The 19,567-nt window shown below is 32.7% G+C and carries 9 protein-coding genes; 6 read left to right on the top strand and 3 right to left on the bottom strand.

Annotated elements, in window-relative coordinates:
- Positions 1 to 14 precede the first annotated feature (14 nt).
- Genes DK508_RS16165 through DK508_RS16140 form a run of 6 tightly spaced genes read left to right on the top strand, consistent with a single transcriptional unit; the run spans position 15 to position 12,913 of the window.
- Complete coding sequence (locus DK508_RS16165) at positions 15 to 2,432, top strand: FtsX-like permease family protein (RefSeq protein ID WP_109301827.1); 2,418 nt, start codon at positions 15 to 17, stop codon at positions 2,430 to 2,432.
- 21 nt (positions 2,433 to 2,453) lie between these two features.
- Positions 2,454 to 4,874, top strand: coding sequence for an ABC transporter permease (locus tag DK508_RS16160; RefSeq protein WP_109301826.1), 2,421 nt, complete (start codon positions 2,454 to 2,456; stop codon positions 4,872 to 4,874).
- 21 nt (positions 4,875 to 4,895) lie between these two features.
- Positions 4,896 to 7,280, top strand: a complete 2,385-nt coding sequence (locus tag DK508_RS16155) for an ABC transporter permease (RefSeq protein WP_109301825.1) — start codon at positions 4,896 to 4,898, stop codon at positions 7,278 to 7,280.
- 25 nt (positions 7,281 to 7,305) lie between these two features.
- A complete protein-coding gene (locus DK508_RS16150) occupies positions 7,306 to 9,720 on the top strand; it encodes an ABC transporter permease (RefSeq protein WP_109301824.1) in 2,415 nt (804 codons plus the stop codon).
- Positions 9,721 to 9,730: 10 nt separating this feature from the next.
- Positions 9,731 to 12,238: an ABC transporter permease gene (locus DK508_RS16145; protein ID WP_109301823.1), complete on the top strand. Its 2,508-nt coding sequence runs from the start codon at positions 9,731 to 9,733 to the stop codon at positions 12,236 to 12,238.
- Positions 12,239 to 12,250: 12 nt separating this feature from the next.
- Positions 12,251 to 12,913, top strand: a complete 663-nt coding sequence (locus DK508_RS16140) for an ABC transporter ATP-binding protein (RefSeq protein WP_109301822.1) — start codon at positions 12,251 to 12,253, stop codon at positions 12,911 to 12,913.
- Positions 12,914 to 12,986: 73 nt separating this feature from the next.
- On the opposite strand, the gene DK508_RS16135 is transcribed toward DK508_RS16140, so the two are convergent.
- The 3 genes from DK508_RS16135 to DK508_RS16125 all read right to left on the bottom strand — a co-directional run bounded on the left by DK508_RS16135 (position 12,987) and on the right by DK508_RS16125 (position 19,359).
- Positions 12,987 to 14,498 (bottom strand): carboxypeptidase-like regulatory domain-containing protein, encoded by a 1,512-nt coding sequence (locus tag DK508_RS16135; RefSeq protein ID WP_109301821.1) that lies wholly within the window; start codon positions 14,496 to 14,498, stop codon positions 12,987 to 12,989.
- 374 nt (positions 14,499 to 14,872) lie between these two features.
- Entirely contained in the window at positions 14,873 to 18,472 is a 3,600-nt protein-coding gene (locus DK508_RS16130) for a M1 family aminopeptidase (protein ID WP_109302740.1), read from the bottom strand.
- On the bottom strand, positions 18,469 to 19,359 hold the full coding sequence (locus DK508_RS16125; RefSeq protein ID WP_109301820.1) for an ABC transporter ATP-binding protein: 891 nt from the start codon (positions 19,357 to 19,359) through the stop codon (positions 18,469 to 18,471). Before DK508_RS16125 ends, DK508_RS16130 begins: the two co-directional genes overlap by 4 nt.
- Positions 19,360 to 19,567: the final 208 nt, after the last annotated feature.

Genomic DNA, 19,567 nt, shown 5'->3' with positions numbered 1-19,567 from the left:
AAAGTAGAATAATCATGATCAGAAATTATATCAGAATAGCATGGCGTAATTTATGGAAAAACAGAATGTTTACGATTCTTAATATCGTAGGCTTATCGGTAGCTTTTGCTGTAGCTATATTACTTGGGATGTCGGCCTTTTTTGAGTTGTCTTATGATGAATTTCATGATAACGAGGATTCTATTTATCAAATATATGCTTCATGGCAGACACCAGAAGGAGTAGAAATGAGAACAACAAAACCTATGCCTTTTACTCCAGCATTAAGAGAGGAAATACCAGGAGTTGAAAAAATATCTAGGCATATGAGTGAAAATGTTCTTCTTCTTTATAAAGAGAAAGAGCTCAATATGGATATCAGTTGGGTGGATCCAGACTTTTTAAATTTATTTTCTTTTCCGATTGAAAAAGGGGATGTGAATAAGCCAATTAATGAATATAATTCTTTGATTATAACACAAGAAAAAGCGAAAATGATTTTTGGAAAAACAGAAGTTGTTGGACAAACAATTCACCTATTATTACATGGAGAAAAAACACCTTTTATTATTACTGCGGTTTTAAAAGATATTCCCAAGAATAGTAGTTTAGATTTTGATATTATAGCAAATTTCAAGAGTAATCCAAGATACAAATGGCTTAAAGATAGATGGGATCATACAAATCATGAAGTGTTCATGCAATTAAAGGAAGGTATTCCTGCTAGTAAATTTGAAAGTAGCACTCGCGCTTTTGCAAATCTTCATTTTAAGAATGAAATAAATAACACAAAAAGAGATGGAGCTTTGGCAGATGACAATGGGCAGTATGTGCAATTAAAATTACACCCTTTTGAAGATGTTTATTTCACGAATTTTCAAAATAGAAAAGTTACAGTAAGTAGAACGCTTCCTTATATAATTATTGGTATAGCTGGATTACTACTTTTTATTGCGTGTATTAATTTCATTAACATGAGTATAGCAAAAAGCAACTCAAGGTTGCAAGAAATAGGTATGCGAAAAACTCTTGGTGCAGCAAAAAAACATGTATTTATACAATTTTGGATTGAGAGCGTTATAGTTTTCTTAGCTACATTGTTTTTAGGAATTTTACTAAGTGTCTTTTTGTTAGATGATTTTAAAACATTGTTTAATACCAATGCCACTTTTAATAATACCTTATCAGTTACAAGCATTATCACGATTATTTTAGCCTTTTTTACTATTACTATAATTGCAGGAGGATACCCTGCTCTTTTACTAAGTAAATTAGGGACACTACAAGCACTAAAAGGGAAATTACAAATTAATGGACGGGATAAATTGAGAGATATATCCGTAATTATACAATTTGCCATTGTTATTCTATTGGTAACCGGAAGTTTTGTGTTATGGGGTCAACTACAATTCATGCGCACCAAAGATTTGGGTTTTAATAAAGAGCAAATAATATCATTACCGTTAAATGGAAAAAAAGATAGTGATGTGGTGGTACAGCTTTTAAGAGAAGAATTAAAACATAGAAATGATATTATTAGTATCACGGCTTCAGATAATAATCTTGGTAGAGGAAAAGATGGTAGTCTATCCACGAGCCAACTTGGTTTTGATTATAAAAACCGAAAGGTAGGAACTCACATGCTTGTTGTAGATTACGATTATATAGAAACTTTAGATATTAAGCTTTTGGAGGGGCGTTCATTCAGTAGAGAGTTTATTGCCGATAGTATGTCTGTAATTATTAATGAATCTATGGTTAATGAACTGCAGGAATCCGATCCCTTGGGAAAACAATTAGCTATATTTAGTGATGATGTAAAACATACTGTTATTGGAATTGTTAAGGATTATAATTTCAAGAAATTAGATCAAGACATAGAACCTATTACTTTGTTTATGTCAAGCCAAAAACCTGCTAGATACGCCTACATTAAAATAGCAAGTGCCAATGTTTCTCAAAGTTATAAAGTTATTGAAGATACCTGGAAAAAACTGGAGCCAAACGCTCAATTTTTAGGGTCGTTTTTGGATGAGAATATAGACAGAATGTTTAGGAAAGAAAAAACAATGATAACTATTATCAGTAGTGGAGCTATAGTGGCCATTATACTTAGCTGTATAGGGTTATTGGCAATTTCTCTTCTGGTGGTAACCAATCGAACAAAAGAAATTGTTGTTCGTAAAATCGTAGGTGCAAGTGTAGCTTCTTTATTGGTGTTATTAGCCAAAGATTTTGTGAAACTAATAATTATAGCTTTTGTTATCACTTTGCCACTGGGTTGGTGGTATTCTAATCAATGGCTTCAAGAATATTCATATAGAATGGAATTGAGTCCATGGTTTTTTGTTATGGCTGGAATGCTCGCCTTAGGGATCGCATTGGCAACTATTGGTTTTGGTACTATTAGAGCGGCTATACAAAATCCAATAAAGGGTTTACGAACAGAATAATTATCTAGTTAATTTATTAGTATGTACACTTTATATTTCAAAATAGCAATTCGATATTTGGTAAAGAATAAGCTCTATTCTTTTATCAACATATTGGGGTTAGCCATTGGAGTTGCATCTTTCATTTTGATTATGGTATACGTTAATTACGAACGTAGCTATGATAAATTTGAAGGATCTGAAAATGTGTATAGAGTATACATGGATTATCTTGTTGGAGATGTATATACCCCTGGAGATGCTCAGTCCTATAATGAAGTTGGACCAACGTTAAAAGAAGAGTTCGAAGAAGTACTTGATTATACGCGCTTTTATCGATTAGGTAAGACCACATTAAAAACAAACAATCAAATTCTAGAGATAAATAATGGTTGCATCGCGGATCCTAGTTATTTTGATATTTTTGATCAAAAATTAGCATATGGAGATATTAATACAGCACTGAAAGAACCAAATACGATTGTATTAACAGCATCATTATCTCAGAAAATATTTGGAAAAGAAAATCCTTTAGGTAAAACAATACAAGTATATAGAGATAGATCTACAAGTGCAACAGTAGTAGGTGTTATAAAGGACCTTCCGCAAAATTCTCATTTCAAAATTAACTATTTACTTTCTTATACTACAATGCATAATTGGGATGCAATTGGGGATAATATGAAAGAGCCAAATTGGAATAACAATGTATATTTTACGTATATAGAAATTGATGATAAGACTAATGCTAATTTGCTTCAAAAAAAGATCATAGATCGGGGGTTGGATGAAGTGAATGATGAACGTATGAACATCGAACCTATCGAAGAGATTCATCTATATTCTAACAAACCGTACGAAGCCGAAGCTAATGGGAGTATCACAAGAATTAAATTTTTAACAGCTATTGCATTCATTATTTTAATTCTATCATGGCTTAACTATATTAATCTTTCTACTACCAAATCTTTAGAACGAGCCAAAGAGATTGGTATTAGAAAAGTGGTGGGTGCTCAAAAAAAACAGTTGGTAATCCAATCTTTATTAGAGTCTATTATCTTAAACATATCAGCTATTATCATAGCCGTTATACTAGCCATAATCATATTGCCTTTGTATAATGAGTTTACTGGCAAAACAATGAGTTTTGAGGTTGATAATATTCAAAAATTATTACCCATTTTGGGAATCACTTTGTTAGGGATGATTCTGGCAGGATTGTACCCGGCTATAGTATTAAGTAATTATACTCCTTTAAAAGCTTTAAAAGGAAAAACTCGAACATCTGCACAAGGGATACATGTGCGAAAAGGACTGATCATTACTCAGTTTTTTGCCACTATTGTTTTGTTGATAGGAACTATTGTAGTGACCAAACAAATCAACTTTATGCAGGAGCAACCTATTGGGTCTGATTTAAACAATGTATTGGCTATAAATGGAGAGGTGTTAACGAATGTATCGGATTCTCTTATTCGAAAAGATTACAAAGTTTTACAAGAAGAACTTAAAAAATTACCATCTGTCGCCAATGCATCATTTGCGGTTACATATCCGGGAGATGGCTATGATAATTTATCTTCTTTTATGGGAATTACATTCCCCAACGGGACTCTAGAAGAACAAAATGTTTGGTATAATTATGAAGTTGGTTCTGATTATTTTGATGTAATGGGGATGGAGTTTATTGCAGGAAAAGCTTTTATGCCAAACTCAAAAGGATTTAGTCATGATATTGTTGTTAACGAAGAATTTGTAAAAGAAATAGGAATCACAAATATTGATGAAGCAATCCATAAAAAAGTGAAGTTTTGGAATCGCGAATGGGGTATTGTTGGAGTAATCAAGGATTACCATCATTTTGGGGTAAAAAGCCCTGTAGTTCCTATTTTGATACGATATACTCCAACAAAAGATGTGTTATTGGTTAAATTAAACTCTAGTATTACGTCTGTATCAGGTTACAATTCTGTGTTAAACCAGCTTCAAACTACTTGGTCATCTGTTTTCCCAGAGAGTACGTTTAACTACACCTTTATCGATAAAAAATTTCAAGAACAGTATAAAGAAGATAATAAGTTTAGTGATGCATTTAAAATATTTACGGCTTTAGCGATTTTTATTGCTGCATTAGGTTTGTTTGGTCTAACCTCATACACCTGTATCCAGCGTAAAAAGGAAATAGGAATTAGAAAAGTAAATGGAGCTAGTATTTTTAAAATCCTTCAATTACTAAATATCGATTTTATTAAATGGGTAGGAGTTGCATTTATTATTGCTATTCCAATATCGTGGTATGCTATGAATTCTTGGTTAGAAAACTTTGCTGTAAAAACAAGTCTAAGCTGGTGGATATTTGTATTAGCGGGATGTATGGCATTAGGAGTTACCTTGCTTACGGTAAGCTGGCAAAGTTTTATTGCTGCTAATGGTAACCCAGTAGATGCATTAAGAGACGAATAGAATTTGATCAAAATAAATACTATGTTCAAAAATAATATAAAACTTTTTTTCAGAAATATCATTAGATATAAATCCACATTTGTAATTAATGTGATTGGTCTTTCTTCAGGTTTGGCTTGCGTATTAATGATTTCGCTATGGATATTTGATGAAATGCAAGTAGATAAATTTCATGAAAATGATGAAAATCTATATCAAGTATGGAACAAATTTGAAACGAATCAAGGAGCTAAGGTACTTGAGTGGACTCCCACACAATTGGCAGAAACTATGGCCGAAAAATTACCCGAGGTTAAATACGCTGCTGCCCAAACAGTACCAGAACGATTTGCCAAAACTTCTCTCAAATTAAACAATAAATATATTAAAGCCAATGGGGTATGTGCTGATAAAGATTATTTAAAAATATTCTCGTATCCCTTGATTGAAGGGGATAAAAGTATGGCCTTATCAGAGATAAATTCTATTGTGATTTCAGAATCTCTGGCTACTAATCTTTTTGGAGAAACTAAAGGGATTATAGGTAAAGTGATAGAATGGGATGGAATACACGCTAATGAAAACTACCAAGTAAGTGGTGTTTTTCAAGATTTGCCGAATCAATCTACACATAACTTTGATTTTATTGTGCCTATGGAGGCATGGAAAAAAGGAGTGATTCTTCAAGGAGGTAATTTTAATTGGGATAATAATAATCCGATTACCTATATCGTGCTTCATGAAGGAACCAAGGAGAAAGAGTTTGCTGCTAAGATCGAGAAATTTTCGAAACAACAAAATGATGATGTTACAGCAGATCTGGTGATGACTCAGTATTCTTCAAATTATCTATACGGTAATTTCGAAAACGGTCGTCAAGTTCAAGGTCGAATGACGTATGTGTATCTGTTCTCTTGTATTGCACTATTTATTTTGGCTATTGCTTGTATTAATTTCATGAATCTTTCTACAGCTAATGCATCAAGAAGATTAAAAGAGATTGGTGTTAAAAAAGCATTAGGCTCGGGAAGAGGTACACTTATTAGTCAATACTTTACAGAGTCTGTTATGACAGCTTTTATTTCCTTAATAATGGCTTTGTTATTTGTGTTTCTTTTTCTTTCAAAATTTAATGAGATAACTGGTAAAGAATTAGTACTTAACTTTAGTTTCTTGACTGTAGGAGCAATTATATTAATTACTTTTTTTACAGGGATTTTGGCTGGGAGTTACCCAGCATTATATCTTTCTCGTTTTAAACCTGTTGCTATTTTAAAAGGCCAATTAAAAAATTCATGGGCCGAAATCTGGGTAAGAAAAGGTTTAGTAATATTTCAATTTAGTCTATCCATCATATTGATTTTAGCAGTTCTTTTAGTTTCTCAACAAGTCTCCTATGTGCAGTCTAAGAATCTTGGTATGGATAAGGATAATCTTATCTATTTTAAACAAGAGGGGTTTTTAAAAGAAAATAAAGAAGCTTTTTTGGCCGAACTTAAAAACACCCCCAATGTTCTTAATGCAGCTACAACAAGTCAAAACATTATCGGTACCATGATAAATACTACTGGTGGATTAATATGGTCTGGTAATGATGAAGAACGTAGATCTAGATTTAAAGAACTTCAAATAGGTCATGATTTTATTGAAACAATGGATATTAAAGTAAAAGAAGGAAGACCTTTTTTAAGAGAATTTCCTACAGATAGCGCTGCTATTGTATTTAATGAAACTGCTATAAAATCAATGAATTTGAAAGATCCCATAGGTAAAACTATTCGATATGGTGATCGTCAATATACAATTGTTGGAGTATTAAAAGATTTTCATTTTCAATCCTTTCGAGAAACGGTTAAACCTATGTTTTTTAGACTTAACCCAAAAGAAAAAGGGTTAGAATTTGTTGTGCGAATAGCACAAGGAAAAGAAACCGAAGTACTTGCTCAATTAAAAGGATTATATGCTCGATTTAATCCAGGATATGTTTTTGAATATAACTTCTTGGACACAGATTTTCAAGCACAATATGCTGCCGAACAGCAGGTAGCATCGCTATCTAGATATTTTGCAGGCCTTGCAATCATAATTTCATGTCTAGGTCTATTTGGATTAGCAGCGTATACCTCTGAAAGAAGACGAAAAGAAATAAGTATCAGGAAAGTATTAGGGCAAAGTGTGTCGAACATCACATTTATGTTATCTAGTGAGTTTGCAAAATTGGTTTTTATAGCAATTTTGATTGCAATGCCAGTTGCATATCTGTTGGCAAGCAATTGGCTTTCTGGGTATGCCTATAAAATACCACTCAAACTTTGGTATTTCTTAGGCGCTGGCCTGTTGGCACTAGTTGTAGCTATGATTACGGTAGGATCACAAACAGTAGGTGCAGCAAATAGAAACCCAGCAGATGGCTTAAGGGACGAGTAATATTCATCAATCAAAAACGAAGGCTATGTTTAAGAATTATATCATAATTACCTGGAGGAATTTGCTTAAAAACAAGCTCTTTTCATTTATCAATATTTTTGGATTATCAATGGGATTGGCAACCTGTTTGTTACTTACATTGTATATCATGGATGAGATGCGATATGATAAACATCATGTTAATTCGGATCGAATTTATCGCGTTGCGATGGAGGCTTTGGATGATCAAATCGCAACCGTTTCTGCACCGATGGGACAGGGGCTTAAAGATAATTACCCTGAGATTGAAGAGGCGGCAAGAATGCTGAAATTTCCAAATATTGACAAATTCTTACTCAAGAATAATAATGAAAACAAACAATTTTATGTAAATCATACGTATTATGCCGATTCTACTTTTTTTAAGATCCTCACGTATGATTTCACATATGGAGATTCTCAAACTGCCTTGAGTCAACCTAACACTATAGTTCTTTCAGAAGAAGTTTCAAAAAAATTATTTGGAGATATAAATCCGATTAATAAGGTGATCGAAATCGAAATACCTTATGCAAAAAATAAGTATACAGTAAAAGGAGTATTTAAGAATAAATATAGGTCTCATATCAATGGTAATGTTTTTTTGTCGATGAAAAACTCGGATATGGGTCAATGGATAGATCAACAAAAAAACTGGTCCACCAACAATTTGTTTCATACCTATATAAAACTTAAACAAGGAAGTAATGCAGCACAGCTAGAAGCAAAATTCCCGGAGTTTGTAGAAAAGTTTATAGCACCAGATATTTCTACTCCTGGACTAGAAAAAAAGCTGTTTTTACAACCTTTAGAAAGTATTTATTTAACCTCGGATATACAATGGGAGATAAGTAAAAATGGTAGTATGACTTATATCTATATTTTTAGCGCAATAGCATTGTTCTTGTTGTTAATTGCATGTATTAATTTCATGAATCTTTCTACCGCGAGATCAGAAAAAAGAGCCAAAGAAGTAGGCATGCGAAAAGTGCTTGGAGCCAAAAGAGAAATGTTAATCATTCAGTTTTTAGGAGAATCTATGGTTTTATGTATGTTATCACTAGCGATAGCAATTGCACTAGTATTTATCCTGTTGCCAACATTTAATACGTTTGTTGATAAAGACCTCACACTTTTAGAATACCCAAATATTATTTTTTGGATACTTGGTTTTGCACTATTAACAGGCTTGTTATCTGGTTTATATCCTGCTTTTTATCTTTCTTCATTTGCGCCTATTACAACATTAAAAGGAAAATTAATGAATACTTTTTCGGCAACCGTTGTGAGAAAGGGTTTGGTTGTATTTCAATTTACGGTTTCGGCAGCATTGATTCTTGTAGCAGGCATGATATGGCAACAAATGGAATTTTTACAAAATAAGGATTTAGGTTTTAAGAAAGAACAACAGATTGTGCTCCCTTTACGCAGTGCTGAAGTTGAAGGAAAATATGAAACTTTAAAAACAGAATTGTTAAAGAACCCAAATATTGTTTCTGCAACAGCGGGAGATACTTATCCAGGTTTTGAAATGTTAAGTGATAATTCTTTTTATGCCGAAGACAAGACTCCAGAAGAACATGTTTGGACTCACTTTGCACGTTCTCAAGAAGATTATATTAAAACATTGGGGTATACCTTGCTTTACGGAAGAACTTTCTCAAAAAATAAGCATAAAGATTCACTAGGTATCATACTCAATGAGATGGCGGTAAAAAACCTGGGATATGCTCCAGAAAAAGCCGTAGGTCGTAAAATTTATTACGAGTGGGATAAAGAAAAATTTCATTTAGAAATTATAGGAGTAATCAAAGATTTCAATTATAAAAGTTTACACGAACCCATAACACCATATGGAGTTTTAAGGCTTAATAATAACCAGGCGAATTATTTTATTGCCAACATTAGGGATGGAGCGGATTATCAAAAAACAATCGCCGATATTAAAACGATTTGGCAAAAGATAAATCCAGAATCTCCTTTTGAATATTCATTCCTGGATCAGGATTTTGACAGCAATTATATAGCCGAAAAGCAAACATCAAAAGTAGTTTTTAGCTTTATGTTTGTGGCCATTTTCATTGCATGTATCGGTTTATTTGGATTAGCATCTTTTAGTACAGAACAACGTAAAAAAGAGGTAGGCATACGCCGTGTTTTAGGAGCTTCGGTTTTAGGGATAACATCAATGCATATTAAAGATTTTTTAAAGCTAGTGCTTTTGGCAATGGTTTTAGCAAGTCCGTTGGCATACTATCTTGGTTATAAATGGCTAGAGAATTTTGCTTATAAAATAGAAATAAGCTGGTGGCTTTTTGCCTCTTCGGCGGGTGTAGCCATATTCATTGCGTGCATCACAGTAGGTTCTCAAGTGATCAAAGCTGCGCTTGCAAACCCTGTGAATAGTTTACGAACAGAATAAAAGAAAAATCATGTTTAAAAATTATATAAAAATGGCCTGGAGAAATGCAATCAGGCAAAAACAATTCGCAATGCTTAATATACTTGGATTGAGTATAGGAATAGCGACCTGTTTTATCATTGGATTGTATATTCATAGCGAAATGACCTATGATAGGTTTCATGAAAAAGGTGATCGAATCTATAGAGTAAATCAACCCGATATTTGGGGTGACTGGAATGATATATCAGCAAATACGGGTCCAAATGTTGCTACGGCGTTAAGGACAGATGCGCCAGATTTTGAGGCAATAACGAGAATATTTAATACAGGAGCTCAGGTCGTTCGAACGAATGAACAAAATGAAGTTAACATCTACAATGAAGGGCAATATTATGCCGCCGAAGAAAACTTTTTTGATGTTTTTTCTTTCAAATTTTCGCAAGGAGATCCTCATTCAGTACTTAAGGAGCCTAGGAGTATGGTAGTGACCAAAGAAAAGGCATATCAATATTTTGGTGAGACGGATCCGATGGGTAAAACTGTTGAGGTCAAGGATTGGGAAGGTAAATGGCAAACGTATACCGTGAGAGGTGTTCTTGAAGAAGTTCCGTATAAGTCTCATATTCAATTTGATGTATTAGTCTCATTAAGTAGTTTTTCAGATAGATTAAATGTCCATGGCTGGAAATGGATATGGACAGCTTTCTCGACCTATGGATTGGTAAAAGAAGGAACAGATATTCAGGCCCTTACTAGTAAGTTGCAAGAGATCCCACCAAAATGGGCTCCGCCTACCACCGAACGAATTTTTAATCAAAAATTCGAAGAGTTTACAAAGGGTCATCAATGGACACTATACCTTCAACCTCTTAAAGAAATATATAGATCGAGCACACCGAACTTTAATACATTTGGGCCCGCCGGAAATCCGATGTATGTTAAAATATTTGGTGCCATTGGTGTCTTGGTGTTGTTATTATCTAGTATTAATTTTATGAACCTTTCTACGGCAAGATCATCTAAGAGAGCTAAAGAAATTGGGGTGAGAAAAGTATTAGGGTCCAAAAGAAGAGGACTAATCAAACAGTTTGTACTTGAATCCATACTCTTTGTGCTTATAGGAACTATACTTGCATTAGTATTAGTGCAGATTTCTTTGGGTACGTTTAATGCTATTACCGATGTTCAATTAGAATTACTTTACTATTTAAGTAACCCATTATTTATAGGGATTGTAGTAGTATTTATATTGATCTTGGGAGTTCTTTCTGGGAGTTACCCTGCTTTTTATTTATCCATGTTTCGACCTGTAGAAACATTAAAAGGAAAAATAAGCAATAGATTTAGAGGTAAAGGAATACGAAATGGACTTGTTGTATTTCAGTTTACGATTTCGATCGCATTGGTTATTTGTACATTATTCGTACAGAAACAATTAAGTTATACTGCTTCTATGGATATTGGATTTAAAAAAGATAATATTCTTCAGATTCATAATATTGATCAAATAGGTTTTGATACCGAGATACTCAAAACAAAACTTGAATCAAATCCAGCATTTAGCAAGGTAGGTAAATCCTTTGGATTACCTCCTAATATATGGACAGGTGATCGATATAAAGCATTAGGAGCCAAAAATGACGTAGTACAATTAAGAAATGTAAGAGCAGAGGGTGATTATCTTGATGTTCTTGGATTAAAATTTATTGCTGGTAGAAACTTTGATGCATCTCGTACAAACGATAAATATAAAGTTGTGCTCAATGAAGAAGCAGTAAAAATGTTGGGATGGGGCAATCAAGAAGATTACAAAGCAGATAATCCTGTAGGAAAAATTGTAGCATTAGCGTCTGGAGATGAAGACGAATTTGAAGTTATTGGTGTGGTAAAGGATTTTAATTTTAATAGTGTTAAACAAGAAATAGGGCCATTAGTGATTATTCATCATCAAAATGATAAGGTCTGGGATTATGGTGCCGGATTATCATATTATTCGATGAGATTAAACACAGATGTATTAGGGAGTCCTAATGATCTTCAAGAGGTTATTGATACGGTTAGAGAAGAAATAGCGCAAGTAGATCCTGCTGTTCCTTTTGAGTATAGCTTTATGGATCAAGATTTTGAGAATACCTTTATTGCAGAACAACAAATGGGAAACGTATTAAATATATTTACAACCCTAGCGTTAATTATTGCTTGTTTAGGCCTTTTTGGTTTAACCGCTTTCTCTGCAGAACAACGTGTTAAAGAATTAGGAATTAGAAAAGTACTCGGCGCCAAAGTATCAGAGTTAGTACTACTGTTTTCTTCAGAGTTCACAAAACTGATCGTTATTTCGGTTATACTATCTACTCCTATTGCTTATTTTTTGGTCGATGATTGGCTTGCTAATTTTGCCTACAGAACATCAATAGACTTATGGGTATTCGCGGTCGCTTCATGTAGTGCAATTATTATAACGGTGCTTACAGTGAGTTTTCAAGCAATTAAGTTGGCATCAACAAATCCTATAGAAAGTTTACGAACAGAATAAAAATATAAAGACATGCTATTAAAGTTAAATAATTTATCAAAATGGGTACAATCAGGAGGTCAAAAAGTATTCTTATTAAAGGATATTAGTTTTTGGGTGAATGAAGGAGATTTTATATCAATTATGGGGCCTTCCGGATCCGGAAAATCTACACTGCTTAATGTGATAGGTATGTTAGATGATTTTAATGAGGGAGAATATGCTTTTTTAGATGAGAGAGTGCATAATTTAAAAGAAAAACATCGCGCTAACTTATATAAACAATACATTGGATTTGTATTTCAATCGTATCATTTGATTGATGAGTTAACCGTAAAGGAAAATCTTGAGATGCCATTGTTATATAAAAAACATGGGTCTTCTGAAAGGAAAGCCTTGGTGGCAGATATGTTAGATCGGTTTAATATCGTAGGTAAAAAAGATCTGTTTCCTGCACAGTTGAGCGGAGGACAGCAGCAATTAGTGGGTATCGCTAGAGCATTAATAGCTAATCCAAAATTGATCCTTGCAGATGAACCCACCGGAAACCTAAACTCTAAACAAGGCGAAGAAATCATGGATATTTTTACTCAACTTAATAAAGAGGGGGTAACCATTATACAAGTAACGCATTCTGAAAAAAATATGACCTACGGGTCTAGAGTGATTAATCTATTAGATGGTAGTATCGTTTAGAAACATAAATTAAAAAATTGTCATCCCCTAACTTATTTAAGGATGACAATTTTTTATTCTAATACTTATATAATTACTCACTCTCTGGTCCAGCAGCAAATTGCTTAATTGCTGTGTTGGGTTCTATGATGTTATACCCGTTCCAAAATTCAGAATTGTATTTGGATAAGTATTCTGGTTTTATAGACTTGTTTTCGGTACTACTTTTATAATTGGCTTCAGATATTTGTTTAGAATCAAAAACTACAATTTCGTATTTACGTTGATAAGTGTTTACCGCATCTATACCTAATGATAATTCATTCTGCTTACGTTTTCCTTTTACGTGTTTATTCTTTTCGATTACTTTTATAGGGCGATCAAAACCAAAGAACCCGCCTCGGTACATTTCTAGAAATCGTAAATCATATTTTTGATTGGCACTTTTGGTAAAGAGCATTTTGGCACGATATAAATTATCTTGATATTGAATACCTAAAAGTTTAAAATTTCTAAGATTTTTCACATTTTCATAATCAACTCTAACAATTGCAAAATCTTGAGTGTTTACATATAATGTACCTTTAAAATCCTCTTTTCTTTTGGGCGAAAAATCAATAATGTACACAGCTTCATCATTAATATAGGTGTAGTCCTTAAGCTCGAAATTATATCTACCAGATTTGTTTAAAAAATTAGACATAACATCATCATTAAAAAATAGACTTGTCATTAAACTTTTTAGTCCTGATTTTCTGTTTTTAAGAAACTCACTTTTGTCTTCTTTTTTATCTTGTTTTGCTAATTCATCTTTAACGGTATTGGCATCTTCATTGTTTTCTAGTAAAGAATCTACCTGTACTTTGGTGCCAAATAACCCTGATTTTATTTTAAGATAGGAGTCTGGTTTTACATTTTTTTTGAATATCGCTTCCATGCGTTTAGTCATGGCATCCATAGAGACTTGATTGTTTTTATCATACAACTCTGCGGCTTTTATAATGTGTAATTTTCTTTTCTCAAAATCACCATAAAGGTCACATAAGGTTTCTGTATAATACTCAGATTTTCGAGGTATAATAGATACCACACTATCCAATAGTTTCTTGTTAAGTTCTTTTATAGTAGATTTCTTAAAATCGATATCTAATTTTTTAATAGAATTAAATTCAGATTCTCTAAAAAATAAACGTCTTTGAGATAATTCGAAATTGTAATTTTGTGCCACACGATCTTTTACATTGTCAATGATTTCGTCTACAGAGAGATTTTTATTAGAGATAAAAACACTTTTTAATTCTATAGCCTTGGGAGTAATATATATGATGCTATCTGTTGCTTGTTGTACAGCTACGCCAATTTTTTCATAACCCATTGAGGATATGTAAATAGAATCAATATCGGCTAATGATTCATCTAAACTTAAACTAAATATCCCTTCTTCGTTAGTAATGATTCCTTGGTTCTCGGATAATTGAATAGTAGCATAAGGTATTGGCTGATTCGTTTTTTTATCTACTACTTTTGAAGTAATTGTTTGCGCTACAGCGATCGTTGTAATAAAGAATAATAATAAAGAGGCGATGGTTGCCTTTTGATATGTCATGGTCTGAAATTTTGGTCTATTAATAAGGTACTATTCTTTAAGACGTCTTTTACATCAGAAAGGTTGCCCTGCTAATTGTAAAAAGAAGACTTTATTATCGAGAAATTGTTACAAGAACCAGGCCAATCAAAAGGAAAACAGGAAATAATAATATGGTTTAGTAGGTATTTTAAGATAATTCCTTATTAAAAACAGCAATAATGAGATCACCACAATTGATTAGGGCTTTATAAGTAACCTCTTGAGGTACAAACTCAACCAAATTGGAGATTCTGATTTTTTATAATATTCATTGAATTTATTTGCATAAAAAAATCACGATCAAAACAGCGCTTTTTGATCGTGATTTTATACACCCTTACACATTTCGAGAATTACTCAGCAACAGATTTTAAATTGTCGTCAGAGCTTCTGTCTATTAATTTATTATAAGGATCAATACCTGCTTTTAGAGGTTTCTTGTCGGTGATAACCGTAAAGGTATTCTCTCCCGATGTTAACCATTTTCTTTCTAGATAATATGGATTTTTTAAAGGCACTTCTTGGTCATCAACAATATCCTCACCAAATAATCCAATCTCGATATAATTACTCTTGTCATCTACACGCTCTTCTTTACCCTTATCATCATAATAGATTTTTTTAGAATCCAAAACAAAGGTAGTTTCATATTTTCCATTATCCAGTTTTTTGGTTTTGGCAGACGACACACGATTTTCGTATAATACAATCTCTTTAAAACCATCATCTACCGCATATTTTAGAGAATCTGGCGCAACATTGCGAATGGCTTCATATAAATTCTCTGAGGTTGGATAGACTCCTTTTTCAAAGTTTTTAAACTCATTTAAGAAACTGCGTAATGCTTTATTAATAGTATCCTCTCCAATAAGATCTTGTAATTCGTACATGATCATTGATCCTTTTTGATACCAAATATGCGGTCCGGTTTCTACATTCATCAAAGAACGTTCTGGTTTAAAACTAAAAGCTCTTGCCTGTAAATACTGATCTAATGAGTATTTTAAGAAGTTTTTGATCCCATTTTCGCCATATTCATGTTTCATCGCCATAAGCGAAGTATATTCTGCTAGGGTTTCAACAATAATATTAGCTCCTGTTGTATTACTTGGAGTAACTATATGTCCCCACCATTGGTGAGCTACTTCGTGGGCAGTAACACTAAAGGCATAGTTGTAATTTTCTGCCTTTTCAAAATTGGCGACAAATCCAACATCCTCAGAATATGGTATAGTTGTTACAAAAGACTGAGCAAAAGAAGAATGAGCAGGAAATTCTACTACTCTTATAACAGAGTTTGGATATTCCATAAAATTCTTAGAGCAATAATCTAAGGCTACTTTAACACCGTCTATAAAATATTTTAGATTGCGTTTATGTTTTGGCGAGTGGTAGATCTCGATATCCACCTGTTTACCACTTGGCGCTGTCCAACTAGATTTCTCTACATCATATTTGGCAGAAACTACATTAAAGAAAAGATCTGTTTTTGATTCTAATTTATAATGATAATACGCTCTGTCATTTTCATTCCACTCTTTTATTAATTTACCAGGAGCTAATGCAGTTTGATCTTTATCGGTACTTACAATAGCTTCAAAATTAATGTAATTAGCATCTTTATTAAATAAGTTGGTTTTTAGAGCGGTAGAATCTGTACGTGGAGGATATAAATAATCTAGTTTTTTTAATCCATATTTTTTACGTACTCCATTATCTACTATGGCTCGGTCGTAATTAAACGATGGAAAAATAAAATTATTAAAAAATGTTCCGTTATACAATACTTCTGTTTCCCTTTGATTAGCAAACCCTTTGGCTTCTGCAGTTACTTCTATAGTAAGGTTTGCTTTTTCATTAGGCAATAAAGTTTTTGGTAACTTATAAAAGTATAACCTATATGATGAATCAGAAACAACTGGATTAAGCTCTTGACCATTGTAAACAATCTTTTGTAAATTGGTATGTGAGCTACCATATTGAATATTGAGCATTAAAGTATCAATAGGTGTATCAAAAATATTTACGACTTTAAATTCTCCTTTAGCTTTTACAGCTCTTTTATTAGGAAAAACATCGATATATGCTTTTAGATCAGTAATTTTTGGATGCGCTTGACCGATATATTTATTATATTTTTTTTCAGCTTCAGCTTCAGCTTTTTCGGCTTCATTACCACCCACCAGTCTATTTATCACACTTAAGTTGTAATAACTATACCCACCAACTGATATAAATGCTATGACTACTACTATTAGAGAAACGATAGTCTTGCCAGTAAAACGTTGTTTTGCTAATGATAATCGTTCTTTGGCAGATGAAAAGAATCCACGAGTCCAAAATACTTTACCAATCACCATTAATATTACTGTAAATAATATCCAGTATAGGTTTAACCACGTAATCCCTGTTAAATAATGTCCAAAACCATTTAAGTCACTAAGGAAAAAAGGAGTAGTCCCACCATAAACCAGCATTGGATTTGTACTCTTTAATCCAAGAGTGATTAATAGTGGTAAACCGATATACAATAGGATAACAACAAAATGACCTAAAAACTTATTATTAACCAATACATGAATAAAAAATGCTAATAATACCGTAGTTATAAATCCAGGGAAAATTAATCCGTAGTTATAAATAAGATATACATCTAACTCAAACCCAAAATATCCATTTATAGTCTGAAATATGACACCAATAATTATGTTTGCTAATGCAAGAATGACGGCAACACCAAGTAATGAAATAATTTTAGAAAAATATAGACTTGCATTACTAATGGGCAAGGCATCATAAAATACAAAGGTTTTGTTTTTTCTGGTACGATGTACTGCTTCTCCAGAATAGATAACCAAAATAATTATTGACAATAACGAGATACCACCAGAAACAAAAACGGTTACGTATCGTGTTAAGGGTAAATTAGGTGTTCCGTAAGTTTCATTGGCAAGAAAAACTACAAATACAGAAATAATGACTCCTATAATTAATAAAATTATAAATACAGGATCTTTAACTATCGACAAAAATTCAATTTTACTAAGTGATAGTAAATTTTGTCGCTCTGTTTTTCTAGAAAAAACTTGAGTGATAGAATTTATCAAAGATGGAGTATAGGCTGTATTATCAGTCTTTTTTTCTTTCTTACTTGATAACAAAAATTTCTTGTAGTCAAATTTAAAGAATGTTATTAAAAACAAAATTAATCCAACTGCTAACCAGAGCATTCGATTAAGTAAAAACTTACCATATAAGGGTAGTTGATTTATGTTTAACTCGTTGATAGACCAATATTTTTTTATGTAACTGAATACTTGCCCTCCAAAGGGATCTAAGTATACGCTTAACCACTGGTTATCGATATCACCTAGTAAACTTTCAGACAATGCATCTAATAAGAAAAGACAAATCCCACCTAGATAAATAATAGGCATTTTCTTAAAAAACGCCATCAGACAAAAGAATAGAGACCCTACCAAAATCGCATTGATCTGCAGTAAAAATATAAATGGTAAAATATAAGAAGACAGATTAAAAGAATCATAATCTCCATAATCAGGGCGATCCAGAAAATCACCAATACCAAACCCGATAATGATTCCTAAAACAATGGCAATGTTAAGAAATGTGACTAATGTAAAACTACCCAGAAAACGACCTAATACATATGATTTTTGAGGAATCGGAAATGTAAAATAGGTTTGTGCTGTTTTATGATCTTGATCTCTAAATATCGGAACACCCATAATGGCAGCATAAAAGAAAATCGATATAATCGAAAGCCCCCCAGTTACGCCTGCAATACTGCTTGGGCTATTAACAAATTCTGCAGTCCCAGATCGTTGTAAAGCAGCAATTAATATAGCGATACCCATACCCAAAATCATATAAATCCAGGTGGCTGGTCTTTTGAGGCGGTATTTTAGTTCAAATGAGAATATTTCTTTCATATTGTAGCCTCCTCTGTTTCTTCTTTTTTGTTGATACAATAGAAATAGAAATCTTCCAAGTCATTGTTTACAATTTCAAAACCATCTCCAGGATTAATATCGCTATATATATTTACATAAAATTGTCCTCCTCTCAAATAATTTGAGAGTACGGTGTATTCGTTTTCAATTCCTTCTAATTCGGATTTTTCGATATGTTTTCTAAACACTTTACCATCTAATCGAGCAGATAATTCTTGAGGATTTCCTTGTTCTAGAATTTTCCCTTCGTTAAAAACAGCCATATTCTGGCATAAATTGGTTACATCATCTACAATATGCGTACTTAGAATCACTACAGCATCTTCTCCTAATTCACTTAATAGATTATGAAAACGATTACGTTCTAGAGGATCTAAACCTGCAGTAGGTTCATCAACAATGATTAATTTTGGATTGCCTAATAAGGCTTGTGCAATTCCAAAACGCTGTCTCATTCCTCCTGAGAAATCTCCAAGGTTTCGATTTCTAAACTTGTATAGATTTACTTTATTTAAAAGATCTGCTACATAACTTTTTCGTTCTCCGGCATTGTTGATCCCTTTTACCTTGGCAATATGATTAAGCATCATATCAGCAGATACTTTTGGGTATACACCAAAATCCTGAGGTAAATAACCTAAAACTTTTCTTAGTTCTTCAGGTTGTTTAAATACATCAATATTGTCAAATTCGATTGTTCCAGAATCTGCAAGTTGAAGCGTTGCGATGGTTCTCATAAGCGTAGATTTCCCAGCTCCGTTAGGGCCTAAAAGACCAAACATTCCTTTCTCTAGAGTTAAGTTTACATCATTCAATGCTTGAGTACCGTTGGGATACGTCTTATTGAGATTTTTTATCGTTAGCATACTTTAATAATTTTGTAATTCTATACTTTTAGAATTAGTAGAGTTTGTTTTGGTTTTGTTACAAATTTTAAGATAAAACAATTGATAATGAAGCCATTTCTAGTTTTCTCTTATTACCATTCCAAGATAAGAGAATTTGAATATTTAATGATATATTAAAATTTTAATCAATTACAGATATATAAGTATCTTTACTGCGATCAATTTT

Origin of the sequence: Aquimarina sp. AU474, from assembly GCF_900312815.1 — a bacterium.
Classification (GTDB): Bacteria; Bacteroidota; Bacteroidia; order Flavobacteriales; family Flavobacteriaceae; genus Aquimarina.
The sequence above is the reverse complement of the archived record's forward strand: the minus strand, read 5'-3'. Positions and strand labels throughout refer to the sequence as shown.

Bases quoted from the DNA above. Each gene is read 5' to 3' on its own strand.
- DK508_RS16130 (WP_109302740.1), bottom strand. From the start codon at position 18,472: ATGAAAGAAATATTCTCATTTGAACTAAAATACCGCCTCAAAAGACCA.
- DK508_RS16140 (WP_109301822.1), top strand. From the start codon at position 12,251: ATGCTATTAAAGTTAAATAATTTATCAAAATGGGTACAATCAGGAGGT.
- DK508_RS16145 (WP_109301823.1), top strand. From the start codon at position 9,731: ATGTTTAAAAATTATATAAAAATGGCCTGGAGAAATGCAATCAGGCAA.
- DK508_RS16125 (WP_109301820.1), bottom strand. From the start codon at position 19,359: ATGCTAACGATAAAAAATCTCAATAAGACGTATCCCAACGGTACTCAA.
- DK508_RS16160 (WP_109301826.1), top strand. From the start codon at position 2,454: ATGTACACTTTATATTTCAAAATAGCAATTCGATATTTGGTAAAGAAT.
- DK508_RS16150 (WP_109301824.1), top strand. From the start codon at position 7,306: ATGTTTAAGAATTATATCATAATTACCTGGAGGAATTTGCTTAAAAAC.
- DK508_RS16165 (WP_109301827.1), top strand. From the start codon at position 15: ATGATCAGAAATTATATCAGAATAGCATGGCGTAATTTATGGAAAAAC.
- DK508_RS16155 (WP_109301825.1), top strand. From the start codon at position 4,896: ATGTTCAAAAATAATATAAAACTTTTTTTCAGAAATATCATTAGATAT.
- DK508_RS16135 (WP_109301821.1), bottom strand. From the start codon at position 14,498: ATGACATATCAAAAGGCAACCATCGCCTCTTTATTATTATTCTTTATT.